General features: G+C 34.0%; 16 protein-coding genes. 7 read left to right on the forward strand and 9 right to left on the reverse strand.

The window, feature by feature from the left end:
- Positions 1–87: 87 nt before the first annotated feature.
- The gene (locus tag OPR28_RS00910; RefSeq protein WP_265023300.1) at positions 88–621 is read right to left on the reverse strand and encodes an HK97 family phage prohead protease; all 534 of its coding nucleotides are present in this window, start codon (positions 619–621) and stop codon (positions 88–90) included.
- Between the two features lie 243 nt (positions 622–864).
- Positions 865–1,686 (reverse strand): hypothetical protein, encoded by an 822-nt coding sequence (locus OPR28_RS00915; RefSeq protein WP_265023301.1) that lies wholly within the window; start codon positions 1,684–1,686, stop codon positions 865–867.
- 171 nt (positions 1,687–1,857) lie between these two features.
- Between OPR28_RS00915 and OPR28_RS00920 the strand changes: the two genes are divergently transcribed.
- Complete coding sequence (locus OPR28_RS00920; RefSeq protein WP_265023302.1) at positions 1,858–2,946, forward strand: type I glyceraldehyde-3-phosphate dehydrogenase; 1,089 nt, start codon at positions 1,858–1,860, stop codon at positions 2,944–2,946.
- Positions 2,943–3,704, forward strand: a complete 762-nt coding sequence (gene tatC / locus OPR28_RS00925; protein ID WP_265023303.1) for a twin-arginine translocase subunit TatC — start codon at positions 2,943–2,945, stop codon at positions 3,702–3,704. The genes OPR28_RS00920 and tatC overlap by 4 nt, the downstream gene beginning before the upstream one ends.
- Before the next feature lie 53 nt (positions 3,705–3,757).
- Here tatC and OPR28_RS00930 read toward each other — a convergent pair whose 3' ends face one another.
- Positions 3,758–4,213 carry an arginine repressor gene (locus tag OPR28_RS00930; protein ID WP_010081874.1) on the reverse strand — a complete coding sequence of 152 codons (456 nt, stop codon included), beginning with the start codon at positions 4,211–4,213 and terminating at the stop codon, positions 3,758–3,760.
- 125 nt (positions 4,214–4,338) lie between these two features.
- Here OPR28_RS00930 and OPR28_RS00935 point away from each other — a divergent pair, with 125 nt between their 5' ends.
- Genes OPR28_RS00935 through OPR28_RS00945 form a run of 3 tightly spaced genes read left to right on the forward strand, consistent with a single transcriptional unit; the run spans position 4,339 to position 6,345 of the window.
- Positions 4,339–5,073, forward strand: coding sequence for a substrate-binding periplasmic protein (locus OPR28_RS00935; protein ID WP_077188142.1), 735 nt, complete (start codon positions 4,339–4,341; stop codon positions 5,071–5,073).
- The gene (locus OPR28_RS00940) at positions 5,073–5,720 is read left to right on the forward strand and encodes an amino acid ABC transporter permease (RefSeq protein ID WP_022626279.1); all 648 of its coding nucleotides are present in this window, start codon (positions 5,073–5,075) and stop codon (positions 5,718–5,720) included. Before OPR28_RS00935 ends, OPR28_RS00940 begins: the two co-directional genes overlap by 1 nt.
- Entirely contained in the window at positions 5,713–6,345 is a 633-nt protein-coding gene (locus tag OPR28_RS00945; RefSeq protein ID WP_265023304.1) for an amino acid ABC transporter ATP-binding protein, read from the forward strand. Before OPR28_RS00940 ends, OPR28_RS00945 begins: the two co-directional genes overlap by 8 nt.
- A 389-nt stretch (positions 6,346–6,734) precedes the next feature.
- Here OPR28_RS00945 and OPR28_RS00950 read toward each other — a convergent pair whose 3' ends face one another.
- Positions 6,735–7,934, reverse strand: coding sequence for a phage major capsid protein (locus OPR28_RS00950; protein WP_236514794.1), 1,200 nt, complete (start codon positions 7,932–7,934; stop codon positions 6,735–6,737).
- A 48-nt stretch (positions 7,935–7,982) separates the two neighbouring features.
- On the opposite strand from OPR28_RS00950, the gene OPR28_RS00955 reads away from it, so the two are divergent.
- Positions 7,983–8,177: a hypothetical protein gene (locus OPR28_RS00955; RefSeq protein ID WP_265023305.1), complete on the forward strand. Its 195-nt coding sequence runs from the start codon at positions 7,983–7,985 to the stop codon at positions 8,175–8,177.
- 649 nt (positions 8,178–8,826) lie between these two features.
- Here the strand turns inward: OPR28_RS00955 and OPR28_RS00960 are convergent.
- The 3 genes from OPR28_RS00960 to OPR28_RS00970 are packed head-to-tail and all read right to left on the reverse strand — an operon-like array spanning position 8,827 to position 11,416.
- On the reverse strand, positions 8,827–9,624 hold the full coding sequence (locus tag OPR28_RS00960; protein WP_007548904.1) for a hypothetical protein: 798 nt from the start codon (positions 9,622–9,624) through the stop codon (positions 8,827–8,829).
- A gap of 49 nt (positions 9,625–9,673) precedes the next feature.
- A complete protein-coding gene (gene pyrF / locus OPR28_RS00965) occupies positions 9,674–10,348 on the reverse strand; it encodes an orotidine-5'-phosphate decarboxylase (protein WP_065095194.1) in 675 nt (224 codons plus the stop codon).
- 30 nt (positions 10,349–10,378) lie between these two features.
- Complete coding sequence (locus OPR28_RS00970) at positions 10,379–11,416, reverse strand: coiled-coil domain-containing protein (RefSeq protein WP_265023306.1); 1,038 nt, start codon at positions 11,414–11,416, stop codon at positions 10,379–10,381.
- 47 nt (positions 11,417–11,463) lie between these two features.
- Between OPR28_RS00970 and OPR28_RS00975 the strand changes: the two genes are divergently transcribed.
- Positions 11,464–12,322, forward strand: a protein-coding gene (locus tag OPR28_RS00975; protein ID WP_265023237.1) for an IS630 family transposase whose coding sequence is annotated in 2 segments (ribosomal slippage) — positions 11,464–11,789 and positions 11,788–12,322 — 861 coding nt in all. Because the reading frame shifts where the segments join, the coding sequence is not laid out codon by codon here.
- Between the two features lie 25 nt (positions 12,323–12,347).
- Here OPR28_RS00975 and OPR28_RS00980 read toward each other — a convergent pair.
- Positions 12,348–12,650 (reverse strand): hypothetical protein, encoded by a 303-nt coding sequence (locus tag OPR28_RS00980; protein WP_265023307.1) that lies wholly within the window; start codon positions 12,648–12,650, stop codon positions 12,348–12,350.
- Between the two features lie 171 nt (positions 12,651–12,821).
- Entirely contained in the window at positions 12,822–13,928 is a 1,107-nt protein-coding gene (locus OPR28_RS00985) for a hypothetical protein (RefSeq protein WP_265023308.1), read from the reverse strand.
- Positions 13,929–13,966: the final 38 nt, after the last annotated feature.

The raw sequence follows: 13,966 nt of genomic DNA on the forward strand, positions 1-13,966 counted from the left end.
ATAAAGTTATATATATTAGTATAAATGTTAAACAAATACTAACGCAGGTGTCAAATTATGGTAAAGTCTTTGCCCGCCTAATACACTTTAAGCAGAAATGTACATGTCTGCAAGTACAGCATTTGCTTTTTCTATCGCTCTTGCTAACACTTCCTGTTCATTGTTCTGATTTTTCACATTGATTACCTGAGCAGCTAAGTTTGCAGGAAAAGTGACCAAACTGACTTCCCATAATTCCACTTGTTTTAACACTCTAGCTCCGCTTTTATGATCAACATCATACTCTATAGGTATATAGCCGATGGAAAGTCCGTTAATTGCCCCAGTTTTGAGCATCAAATACACTTCTTCTGCTTTCTGAATACCCAAAAGTAAATGTGCGGTTATATACAGGCCAACATCATTTTCATAAATATCTATGATACTACCTATAGGTTCGTCAGGATTATGCTGCCAAAGGAGTTTTATTTTATTTCTGTTTAAATTTTCCTTAAATGCCCCAGGCAATATCAGATCATTTTGTTTATCAATTATATTAAAAACGCTAGCATAACCAGAAAATACACCGTTTTCTCCTATGCTTTTTATTGACAATGGTGAATAGAGAAATTTCTTATTCATAAAGCCTCCTGTAGTGTTGGGAATTTTGTTTGCACAATGCACTGCAATGTCAAATCTATTATATGCAGTTCTCTAAAAAGGGAAAGTATTTTTTTTAGTTACAAAATAATAAATGAGACTATGAAAGCAATAAAGATCCCAGCGTCACGTGCTAGGATGACAGTAGGAAAACTCAGATGTGAAAGCACTCAATAACAGTCTAGAAAGTATTGAGATATGAGAAAAATCTGTACTCAGGTAACATCAACAATTGATATCTCTAGACAAATTTGATCCTACTTTTACTTCTGACAGAATAGAGATAACGTTCTCTTGTATTTTTTTATATCTAGCGATTTCTGATTCATTTTTTTGCACTTCCAATCTATTATGGAGTAAACTAGAAACATCTCTTACTAACGTAGAAATGTTTTGTGCGGCCTTATATGCTATTGTTCCAATAATAAAGCTAGCAAAGGTATTAATTCTATCAGTAGTAAAATCAGAAAAGTTTGACATGTTGGCATGGAAAACAGGAATGCAAGTAAGACTACCAGGACCATTATAGTAATTACCTTTAATAGCATTAATAGCCATCAAATTCACAAAGCTAGTAATACACCCAACAATAAAAGGTCTCTTATCACTGTGTCTAAGGTCCAAATGTTGGAAAGCATCTCTTATATTAGTAATTCTGCGTATTATTTCGTAGATATGTGAAACATTAGCATTATTACTTAATGAAATTCTCCTAGATTGTTCAGATTTTTCCTGTATTCCATTACTAATTTCACAATTAAAGTCATCAATGCTTATACCACATGATGTTAAAATACGAACCATATCTTGATTGTCGTTTTCTGATGCAGAATATAATGCTGCCTCATCCTTATAATCACGAAAATTGACATCTCCTCCACTTGATCTATAAACGCTAATTATAAACTCTTCTAAGCTCATCTTATGATTTTCTTCCAAATACCTTGACACTTCCTTAAAATATTCTTTATCGGTAGCAAGTTTGTGTAGAAATGATTGGCCTGAAATTTTTTCTAATTGATCTATAATGATCCTCTGTAATAACATAATTAGCCTCCTATTAAAGTTTCAATACTATTGATAAAATGATACAGTATTATAGTTCTTTAGTCAAGGTGAATATTAATATATTAAGGTTAAAACTGCCAATTAGCAGTCAAAAGAATAAAATGAAATATCAAGTGATATCCTCTATAATTAAATTTTTTGAATGAAGAGATGACGGTTCGCGTAGGAATTAATGGTCTGGGTAGAATAGGCAGAGGCGTATTGCGTGCTATTTTCGAAATAGAAGAATATAGCAAACAAATAGAAGTTGTAGCTGTCAATGGATCGCTCAGTGCAAAGCAGCATGCACATTTGATTAAATATGATTCTGTTCATGGCAAATTCAGTGGTGATATTGATTTTAATGAGTCTCAAAATTGGCTATCCATAAATGGCAGAAAGTTTTCTTTGTATAGAGAACGGAGCCCTGAAAATATTCCTTGGAATGTTGATGTAATACTTGAATGTACTGGTGCATTCAACAAACGTGAAGAAGCAATAAGGCACAATGCAGAGAAAGTAATTGTCTCTGCTCCAGTTCCGGATGCTGATGTCACTATAGTTTATGGTGTGAATGACGATATGCTCGAAAAAGAGCATAAAGTGATATCAGCAGGTTCTTGCACTACAAATTGCCTTGCTCCGATTGTGAAAGTCCTACACTCCAGTTTAGGTATAAAAAGCGGTTTTATGACTACTATACATGCCTACACGAATGATCAAAATGTTCTTGATGGTAATCATAAAGATTTGCGTAGAGCAAGGGCTTGCGGATTATCTATGGTGCCAACTACAACCGGGGCAGCAAAAACAATCGGTTCTGTAATTCCTGAATTAAAGGGCAAGCTAGATGGCACTGCCGTCAGAGTTCCAGTTAGCAATGTTTCTATGGTTGATTTTACATTTACGACTGATAAGAAAGCGACCGTTAAAGAAATCAATGAAATGTTTAAGGATGCAGCTCTCTCGTCTACGTCATTCCAGTGCGTGACGCTGGAATCTAATCCAGTGTCAGCTACTCGGATGACATCAGAGGGTACTAGGATGACAGAGGGTTCTCCAATGTCAAATGTACTTTCTATATGTACGGAACCTTTAGTTTCAATAGACTTTGTGCATAACCCTTATAGTGCAATTGTGGATTTAACTGGTACATATGTTACAGGTGATATATGCAGGGTTGCAGCGTGGTATGACAATGAGTGGGCTTTTTCGCTGAGAATGTTAGACATAGCATTATTGAGCCATAGTAAAGTATGAATCGAAACCCAAACAAATATGCTTCATTTTGTGAGCACTTTGCGGAACTCAGAAAAAGAGTTATCTTTTGCTTTCTATTTTTTTGCATTGCTTTTGGTTTTTGTTACTACTTTAAGGAAAATATATACCGTTTTTTACTTGCACCTTTAATAGAAGCAACAAAAGATAGCAAAGGTTTTTCTTTAATTTACACAGACTTAACGGAGGCATTTTTTGTGTATCTTAGAGTTGCAATGATGAGTGCACTTTTGCTCTCTTTTCCTGTGTTTGCATGGCAATTCTATATGTTCTTAGCACCTGGGTTATATAAAAGTGAAAGGGCAGTGTTGTTGCCATACTTAATTGCAACACCGGTTTTATTTGTAACGGGAGCTACTGTAGTCTATTACTATATATTTCCTTTAGCCTGGAAGTTTTTTATCAACTTCGAACACAGTGGTAAATCCTTCGATATACCGATAGAGTTTATGCCATCAGTTAGCGAATATTTAGACCTCGTTCTCCAATTTATGTTTGCTTTTGGCACTGCATTTCAAATTCCAGTAATACTCACATTAATGGTGAGAGTAGGGTTACTCACTACACAAAGTTTGTCAAATAAACGCAGAATCGCGATAGTGGTAATTTTTATTATCGCTGCAATCTTAACTCCACCTGATGTATTAAGCCAAGTAGGGCTTGCAATACCTATGCTGATTCTATATGAATTGTCCATTCTGATATGTAGGTATATTGAAAAAAAGAAGACAAAGATTTAAACAAAGAAATCCCTCTTATCTCCTTTATATCACATTTTTAACTTACAACATTCTTATTCAGGACTTAAATATGGAAATGTTTCATAAATTGATTGTAATACTTTGTTAAGTTCAGCCTTACTTTTGATGATCAATAATACTGTATCATCACCTGCTATAGTTCCTATAATTCCTATGTTTTTGCTATTATTTAATGAATAAATAACATACTTCTGATCTAGAAAGTAAGCTAGGCTGCTAGCTTGTCCTGGTTGAGTGTGTAGTACTATTAAACCAAAATCCGAAATTTGCATATTAAGTATTAATGGTAATCGATATTGGTTGATGTCAATTACTTTATACATACCAGCAACTTTGGCAATTTTAAGTTTTTTTAATTTTCTTGATAAAGTAGCCTGAGGAATGTTGTGCCCTCTTTCTTTAAGCAAGGTCTGTAAATCGCTCTGTTCTAAAATTTCATGATTTTGAATAATATTTAAAATATGTTCACCTAGTGTGTTGTCATGCATTATGCATTTTCCTCATATTGAATATGTAATAAGTATATTTGAAATTATATTCATTATTTCTTGACTATTCAATTTTTAATGTCTATATTCACAAGATGAATAAAATATGAATATAAATTAGTAATATGAAAAAATACATTTTAAATGCTATTATAGCGATAAGTATTCTATTAACAGGATGCAAGGAAGATAAACACGATAATATCATTAGATTTGCAATTTCTGCAGATTATCCACCTTTTGAATATTATGAAAATGGTAAATTTACTGGCTTTGACATTGAGCTTGCTCAATTAGTAGCAAAAGAGTTAGGTAAAGAAGCGATATTTAAAGATATGCAGTTTAGTACTATATTTGCAGCATTGCAAAGTAATTCTGTAGATGCTGCTATATCTACTATTGGTAGCACAGAAGAGCGTGAAAAAAATTTTGATTTTTCAAATAGTTATTATACAGGGGAATTTGGTATTCTATATCACAAAAATAAACCCATAGCCGGTATAAACAACTTAACTCACAAGAAGATAGCCGTTCAACTAGGAACTGTCATGGAAATTTGGCTAAAAGAGCATGTTCCTACAACAGCTCAAATTATTGCTATAGACAATAATAATCAAGCTGTAGAAACATTAAAGTCTGGTCATGTTGATAGCGTCCTAATTGATGAATTCCAAGGTAAAGTATTTAGCAAAAAAAATCCTGGTCTATCATGGTCAGCCATCGCTAAGTCAGATAATGGTTATTCTATTGCTGTGAATAAAGGATCTGATTTAAAGGATAAAATAAACGAGGCGTTAAAAAGTTTAGAAAGTAAAGGTGTAATACAAAAGATAGCAGAAAAATGGCTAGGAGATAACTGATGCAAGAATTAATTTCTAATTTCTTGTTTGTTGGAACAGGCCTTGCCTTTACTTTAAAATTATTGATTGGAGGACTGCTTTTAGGTGTGAGTCTAGGGGGATTATTGTCAGTACTCAGATATAATAAGATCTGTATTCCATTAATTAATGGAATTATATCTGTAATACGTGGTACCCCCCTTATATTACAGTTAAGTGTTGTTTATTTTATGACCCCAACCATTGCAGGAATTAAATTAAACATATTTAGTGCTGGCATTATAGCATTTGGTCTAAATAGCTGTGCTTATATTGCTGAGATTTTACGAGCTGGTATTGAAACTATATCAAAAAACCAGTTTGAAGCAGCTAAAACTTTACAAATACCTAGTTTCTATATGTGGAGAGATATTATATTACCACAAGTTATTAAAAATATTCTTCCTGCAATGATAAATGAGATCATTGCACTCCTTAAAGAAACGGCATTAATCTCTACTATTGGTGGTGTTGATATTATGCGCTCTGCGCAAATGCTTGCAGCAGAACAATTTACTTATTTTATACCACTTTGTCTTGCTGGGGCTTATTATTACGCTCTTGTATTACTAATTGAATATATAGGCAAAAAGATTGAACAGAAAGGTATATATGATAAAAATGCATAATGTTTGTAAATTATTTAATAATGTTCCAGTACTTAATAATATTAACCTGATTATAGAGCAATCTATAGTTGGTCTTGCTGGTCCTTCTGGTAGTGGTAAATCAACATTGTTACGTTGTATACAAAAACTCGAAGTTTTAGATTCTGGTAGCATTGAATGCAATGATAGTACTGGTTTTGTATTTCAGGATTTTCAACTTTTCCCACATATGACTGTCTGGGAAAATCTTACATACGCTCCCAAGCTTAAAAATAAAACTCAGGATCAAAGTGATTCACTACTTGAGTCTTTGGGTATTGCCTCTAAAAAAAATGATTACCCTAATAATCTATCTGGTGGGCAAAAACAGCGGGTTGCGCTTGCCAGAAGTTTAATGATGAATCCAAAGATTCTATTATGCGATGAGCCAACGTCTGGTTTAGATGTAGCAACAATAGTCGACGTTGTGGAACTATTACAATCAGTTAGAGATATGGGTATTACTATGATTATCGCTTCTCACAATTTGGATTTTTTAACAAAAATATCAGATCGGATTATTCTGTTAAAAAACGGAAAAATAATTGTAGATATCAATCCTAAAGAAATTGATGAACCAACAAACTATTTAAAAAATAATTATTAAAAGAGAATCACTCATATCATACTGAGAGCTATAACAGATCTTAGTATCGAAAATTACATAATGTATATTATGGAAAATAAATTACATAATATAAGAAGCAACGCTAAAAATAAAATCACATAATATAGCAAACTATAGCTAACCCAAGAAAGGTTTTCCTACGTCATACCGCCGCGATATCTCAGCATAGATTCCGCTAACAAGTAGCGGAATGACGAATTTTTGTTTTTCAAACTGTCGGTAAATCTAAGTCAGTTTAGCTATATGTGTCAAGCACTGGGATGACACCCTCCTGATGGGCCAAAATCACAATGTTCGTACAGTTATGGAATGAATCGCGGTATGACGTGTTGCTTTGATCAGCTATAAAGATGATGCTGCGGAAGTTTTTAGTACTTGCTCGCAACTTTCAACAATTTAATAGCACTGGTGTTTACAACCTCTCCGCCGACACGCTTAGTGACAAAAAACCTCACATAAGGTTTATTCGTATAAGGGTCTCTTAATATTCTCATTCCTCTGTTATCTACAATCTTATAAGCTTGTTTGAAATCTGCCATCGCAATTACTGGTAGCTGATTGTTTGGCGCTGGTGGCATATCGGCAGATTGATATACTGGTATTCCCATTAAGGTATCTGGGGCTTTAAGCGACAAACTTGGTTGCCAGAGATATTGACCTGTTTGAGCTTTTAGTAGCCTAATGTCCTTCAACGTACTCCTGTTCATCAAAAATGACGCATTTTTGGAATAATATTCGTCCAGAGAGTAATACAACATCATTATTGAATCACTATCTAATTTTTCAGTTTTAACTTGCTCTATTTTATTATAACTGTTTCCATTTTCATAAGCTAAAATTCCTTTTGGTTGAAAAGTGCCCTCACCCTTAATGAAGGCTTCGCTTTCTTCCTTACTAAAAGTCTCGGCAATCTTTTCCACCAGCCAACTCTCAACATCGACAAACGCATCATCGAGTAACTTTTGTGATATTTGTGGTTGAGCATATAACTCGTAAGTTGTGACGGAAATCTTTTGGATTTTGGGCGTGTCCGTATCTTTTGCAAAATCATACTTAGACTTATTGCCACCGTCCTCATCATCTACTGTTTCACTGCTCCAACCTGCACCGGCGCGGTCAAAATCTTCTATAATGTAATCCAATGTTTCAGTAGAGATTCTTTGACTGGAGCATATTTGTCGCATTGGGGACGAATCAGTTACGCGCTTGTTTATGCGTTTTACAATATGCGGAGTAACTAGATACCCCCCGATATCACTGTCATCTCCACTGAGGGTTTTGTGTGATAAACCGCTTTCCATTCCCTTGCGGATATAATCAGAAAAATATTTATCGCTTGTGCTAAAATCTGTATTTACTTCTGGGCGTTGAGCTGCAGTTTCGATCAAGTCTAAACGCTCTTTGCAACTATCAATGGCATTATTTACCTTGCATAGCTGCTCAATTGTTGCAGAATCAGCACGCCCTTTGCTTTCAATTTCTTTTAGTTTGCGATCATTTATTAATTTAAATTGCTCCCATGATGAAGCGAGTTCATTGATACGGTGAGCGATATCGGTAAGTGACATAATAGCCTCCTTTGAAAATGAAATAAAAATGGAAATAAGGTAATAGGAATGGCATCCATAGATGTTTCCCACAGTTGTACGAATATTGCAATATGGTACATAGTAAACGATGTCATTCCAGTGCTCCCTTTCTTGTCATCCCAGTGCTTGACACTGGGATGGCTTTGTTGCATCGCTAGCTATGATGGATTAAAGATAAAAAAGATAGCGAATATCAGTAGCTTATTATTCTGGTATTTATAACAAGAACGGTCAATGAATACCTAAATTTGAGTAAAAGAAATTTCACTACCATTTACCAATCCGGCTAAAATTCAAGAATTTCAATGCTTTAGCTATTTTCAATAGAATTAAATTTATTAATATAAATAACAAATTACTATTCTTAAATTTGATCAGATTGATTGCAAAAAAACAAGATTTTCAATAGGTTGCTTATAATCCTAACTATAGTTAGCCTTTCATAAGTAGCGATGCAACAAAGCCCACTGGGATCCAGCTTCTATGCAACTTAATTAAAAACGTTTGTTTTAGCGTAAGACAACTACCTTTAGCTCATCAGCTCAGTTATAAGCAAAATTTCTGGATTCCAGTGTCAAGCACTGGAATGACATCATCTGTTGTGCAATTTACCTTTAAAAATGAATGTTCGTACAGTTATGTGCTTGGCACTGAAATGGCATCATTTTTTATCTGTTGAAAATGTAAACCGAAAAATAGCGTGGCACTTTGTGCCACGCTTAGTACTGTAAGCTTAATCCAGTAATTAAATTAAGCGAGGTAAAATAAAAGATAATGACACTATATAATGTTCGTTCTTTTATGTCAAGCACTTTTTTGAATTTTTTTGGTGATAATTTTTATCCAGTTATTTTATTATTGTAGTATAATTTCAATGCCAGATACTATCATTATGATCACTATCTAAATTTAAATCGTAATTATCATCAAATTTATATATCCCCTCCATCTCTTCTCTATGCAATTCATGTGAATCACCTAAAGCTTTTTGATTAGAAACGTCAACACAATACTGTAACAGTGCTCTTAATGCTCCAGCACTATCTTGATCTAAATTAAAATTGCTAAAATCAAATTTCTGCATATTCTCCACATGTCCTTCTCTACATAACCTACATATCTTAGCAAAAGCCCTTTCACTTTCTCGACTCCAAGCATTAAGAAAGTAAGGATCTACTACTTTGCTAAATTGTTTCTCTATCTCTTCCAGAGAGCTCTCTGGATTAAGTTCTAATATTACTTTGAAAATCCCACTGCCATGGAATCCATAAAATTTACTAGATAAGCTATCTTTTACAAAATTAACTGCATCATCTATTGTAACACCAGAGCGAGATTCAAATATCATCTCAAATGCTCCATAACAACTATCAATACCAAAATTAATTATTTTTTCCATAAAATCAATTACCTCTTCTAAGGAAATTTGTGGCTTATTCCTCAAGATAACTTCTAAACTCTTGACAAAATTATGCCCATGCTGACCCATAGCATGGGTTTTCCCATTTATTGTATAATGATATAGCTTCTTATTTTCTATTATATGCTTATTGCACTGGTAGATATGTAGCTTATTCAATTTGCCAGAATATTCCTCTATTTCCTTATCTGGTAATTTTGAGCGGAATTCCTTGATTACTTCGCGTATTATTCTATTGATATTACTCATGCTTATTCCTAATTAATATGTTAGTATTTTTATAAATTAAGTTATTATATTAAAATTCTTTCATGGATTTCAATATTAGCTCCGCACTACTTGTAGTTTTTGTAATGGGTCTGCCAATGACGATATAATCAGCTCCTGAATTTATTGCTTCTTTTGGTGTTGCTGTTCTTTTTTGGTCGTCATGACCTGGATCTATACGAATTCCTGGAGTAATAATTTTCAAGTCTTCACCGCATTCTCGGCGCACTTCTTGAGCTTCTAGTGCAGAACAGACTATTCCATGGAGTCCAATCTTTTTTGCAAGCTTTGCAAGCAAAATTACCTGTGATTTTGCCTCTCTTGCTACTCCAAGCTCGTTTAAATCCTCATTGCTCATACTAGTTAGCACTGTCACTCCAATCAGCTTTATTTTTGTGCCTTGCACTACACTTAGCGCTTCTTCAAGCATTTTTGTTCCACCGCTGATGTGCAGAGTTAACATTTCAACGTTCAGAACTTTTATTACTTCAACTGTTTTAGCTACAGTGTTTGGAATGTCATGCAATTTCAGATCTAAAAAAATTGGTACATTGCATTTTGCAACTTCTTGCACTCCAGAAAGACCTTGAGCAGCAAAAAATTCTAATCCCAGCTTTACCATGCCAACTTTACCACGCAGAGCATTAGCTAGAGAAATAGCCTTATTTAAGTCTTGTGTATCCAGTGCGCATATTATTGGGTTCATTATCTTGCATGATTTATCTTATAATAAGACTCATTGTTGTGTTTTGCAAATACTTTCACTCTGATTGAACTGACTGCGTTCATAAGATTCTGTCAATAGTGAATTTGGCAACTTGGTCGGGGTGGATGAGCGACTGACAAATAATGATTCATATCCAAGATCTTCCAGCGAAGAAGAAGGCGTTTCGTCTGGCAAAAGCCGTGCAATTTCTCCTTGTAACGCAGACTTTAATATTTGAATCGTATCTAATATTGCTTTTCCATCATTATTTCTTATTGGTTCTTCTATATTGTCTGTTACGCATCTTATCAACAGTTGCACAAAATTCACTTGTTTTTCTTTCTCTTTCAAAAAATCTTCTATTTGACTGTCTCGTTCTAAAAGTGAATTTCTTAAACTTTTTACTTCATTATTACAATCTTTTCTTATCCCATCTAACTCAAAAGATTGATTTTTAATTAAACCATTTGCTTCATCTAACTCTTCAAATTTCTCTTTTAATTCTTTAGATAAATTTTTCTTTTCTTTGTTGACCTCTTTAATTTTACATTGTAGCTTATCTAAGTTTGCATGCAGTCTTTCTTGTTCTTCACGTAATTCCTCTACTTCTTTAGAAAATCTATTTTTTTCCTTATTCAATGCCTCTACTTTTTCACTAAGTTCATGTTTTTTCTCACGTAGTGCCTTTTGTACTTCACGTAACGTTTCTATTCTATCATTCAACCCCTTATTCTCTAGCTCTAAATGTTTATTATCATCCACTTCCATCTTCAGCTTTGCAATAAATCTACTTCTTTCTTCCAACTGTTTCTTCAAACATGAGATTTCAAGTTTTAATTTCTCTTCCTGCTCATTAAGCTTACCTATTTCCTTTCTTGTTTTGTCCAATTCATTGTCTATTTCAAACGTACGATTCTTTGCTGTTTCTAATTTTTTCTCTAAAGATTTTTTTTCTTCAAGAAGAGATTCTCTCTCAACTTCTGACTCATTTACTTTCTGATTCAATTTTTTTGCTCTCTTGTCTAAATTTTGCTTTTCTCGAGTTAATTCATGTATAGCTCTTCTCATAATAATCCAAATAAGGTAAGATATGGATTTATGGTAGTGGGGTTTGTATGCCAGCAGCGTATAGTTATGACTTAAGGAAAAAAGCAATGGAAGCATTGGATGAGGGAGAAAGTAGAGCAACTGTTGCCAAGAGATTTAAAATTGGAAAAACGACTTTATATGAGTGGCAGAAAAGGCGTGAGGAAACAGGAGATTTTCAGTCAAAAAAGCCTGGAAGCGTAGGATATAACCATAAAATTACCGACTGGAATGTCTTCACCGAATTTGCAAAAAACCATGGCGGCAAAACTCAGTCAGAGATGGCTAAACTCTGGGGCAATATCAGTCGACAAACGATTCACCGCGCACTTAAAAATATTGGCTTTACAAGAAAAAAAGACCTACGGATATAAAGAAAGAAATGAAGAAAAGCGAGCTCAATTTGCAAAGGTTATAGCAACAAAATATCCTGAAAATCTTGTATATATTGACGAATCTGGGATAGACAATACAGAAGACTACCCATACGGATATTGCAGAAAAGGAGAGAGGTTTCATTCACTAAAATCAGGTAAAAAAACTCAGCGTGTCAGTATGATTGCAGCTCTAAATAAAAAGAAAATCATTGCTCCATTGACCTTTGAGGGATACTGCAACAAGGATGTTTTTGAGGCTTGGTTTGAGCAGTTTTTGACTCCAATTTTAAGGTCTGGCCAAACTGTAATTCTTGATAACGCTGCTTTCCATAAATCTAAAAAAATCGATGATCTTGCTAAAGGAGTAGGTGCTGAAATTCTTTATCTTCCTCCATATTCTCCAGACTTTAACGAAATTGAGCATCATTGGTTTGCTATAAAGAACAGAGCTAGAAAAAATATCCCTATTTTTCAGTCTTTCCGTCAAGCTGTTGATTCTGCTTTTTTATGATTTGTTCTGACTATTATGAGAAGAGCTATAATTGATTCTTCACTTCTTTGTTTGCAGCTTCTTCAGCTTCCTTTCCTAGAGTTATTTTATTTTCCAACTCTTGCTCTTTTTGAGCGAATTTATTTCTCTCAATCTCTATTTTCTTATTATTACGAATTATTTTATATAAAAGTGCAAGCACCAAAACAGATAATGCAGCTAAAGCGAGAGTTAGAGGAAGAGGCACATTAGAAGTTACAATAAGCGCTAAAGATGTAAGTAACGTAAGAGTAGCTAAGGAACTAGCTACAAAATAAAATGCATTAGCCTCACTAAGCAAATTGCTCATTACTCCCCTCCTCCCCCCACGTTCAGCAGTTTTGTATATATTTATTAAAATTCTCTTATCTGTGGAGGAATTATAGTGCTGCACCTACAACAAACTTCCCATTTTCAGTCTACTAGCTAAAAATGGCTAAGGTTTTATGTATCCAGTGTACAACTGTACTCAAAATGTGCGTTAGCTATTGGTCGAGGTAAAGCATCCACTGGAATATCCGGAATCACATGAAGCATCATTCAGCTTTTTACATGGCGATCTTATTGGAGTGGATATATAAGGTGGTTTTGGTTTCGGGAACTGTTTATTAACAGACTCATTTTCACCTATTCCTTCAAGTTCTGATAAATGTTCACTGCTTATATCTGAAGAAATGGAATGACTTTGCTCGTCTTCCTGCCCAATTACTGCTTGCAGACGTTCAACTTTTCTTTCCAAATCAGATTTATGTCTTCTTAATTTACTGCATTCGTCACCCAAATATTTTTCGCTACTTTTCAACTCACTGTTATTATCGCGCAACTTTTCATTTCCTTTTCTTTCTTGATCCAAAAGTTTTTTTAACTTTCCGATCTTATCAAGATTTTCAGTTTTTTCCTCTTCTAATTCCTTGCATAGTTTTTCTTTTTGTTCTAAATCTGCAGCTAGTTGGATCGTTTCTTGCGCTTTTTCACTTAACTTTTCTTTCAATTGTCTTTCTCTTTTTACTACATCCCCTAATTCAGATTGTAAACAAGAAGTTTCACCTTTTTCTTTTCTTAACTGCACTGCTAATTCTTCTGCTTTTTTCCTGCTCTTTTCTAAACATGTTTCCAATTCTGTTATTCTTTCTTTTAATAAAGGAGCTAAAATTCCTTTATCTTTTAATTCATCTAACTGCCTTTTTAAGGAATCTATTTCTCTTTGAGGTTGAAATAATTCCTCTATTAAAGAATCCACTCTTTCATTCAATCTTGTATTTTCATCACGTAACTCTTGGTGTTCAAGAGAAAGCATCTCCTCCTTATGTTCTAACTGACCTTTTACTTTTGCTTCCAATTCTACATTTTTATCACGTAAATCTTTGTTCTCATTATTACTAATTATTTTACATGAAAGTGCAAGCACCAAAATAGAAAGTATAGACAAACTCAAAGCAATAGGAAGAGCTACATTAAAGGCTGCAACTGAAGACAAGAACTTAACATAAGGGGCAACAGCAAGTGTCCCAGATGCAAGCAATACCAAAGTAGCAACAGCACCAGCTATAAGATATGGTGCATTGGTTTTACTATACAAATCCCTCATTATTCCTTCACACTAATAATGATTATAATAGCATGGAT

Source organism: Wolbachia endosymbiont (group A) of Epistrophe grossularia, from assembly GCF_947251435.1.
Lineage (GTDB): Bacteria > Pseudomonadota > Alphaproteobacteria > Rickettsiales > Anaplasmataceae > Wolbachia > Wolbachia pipientis.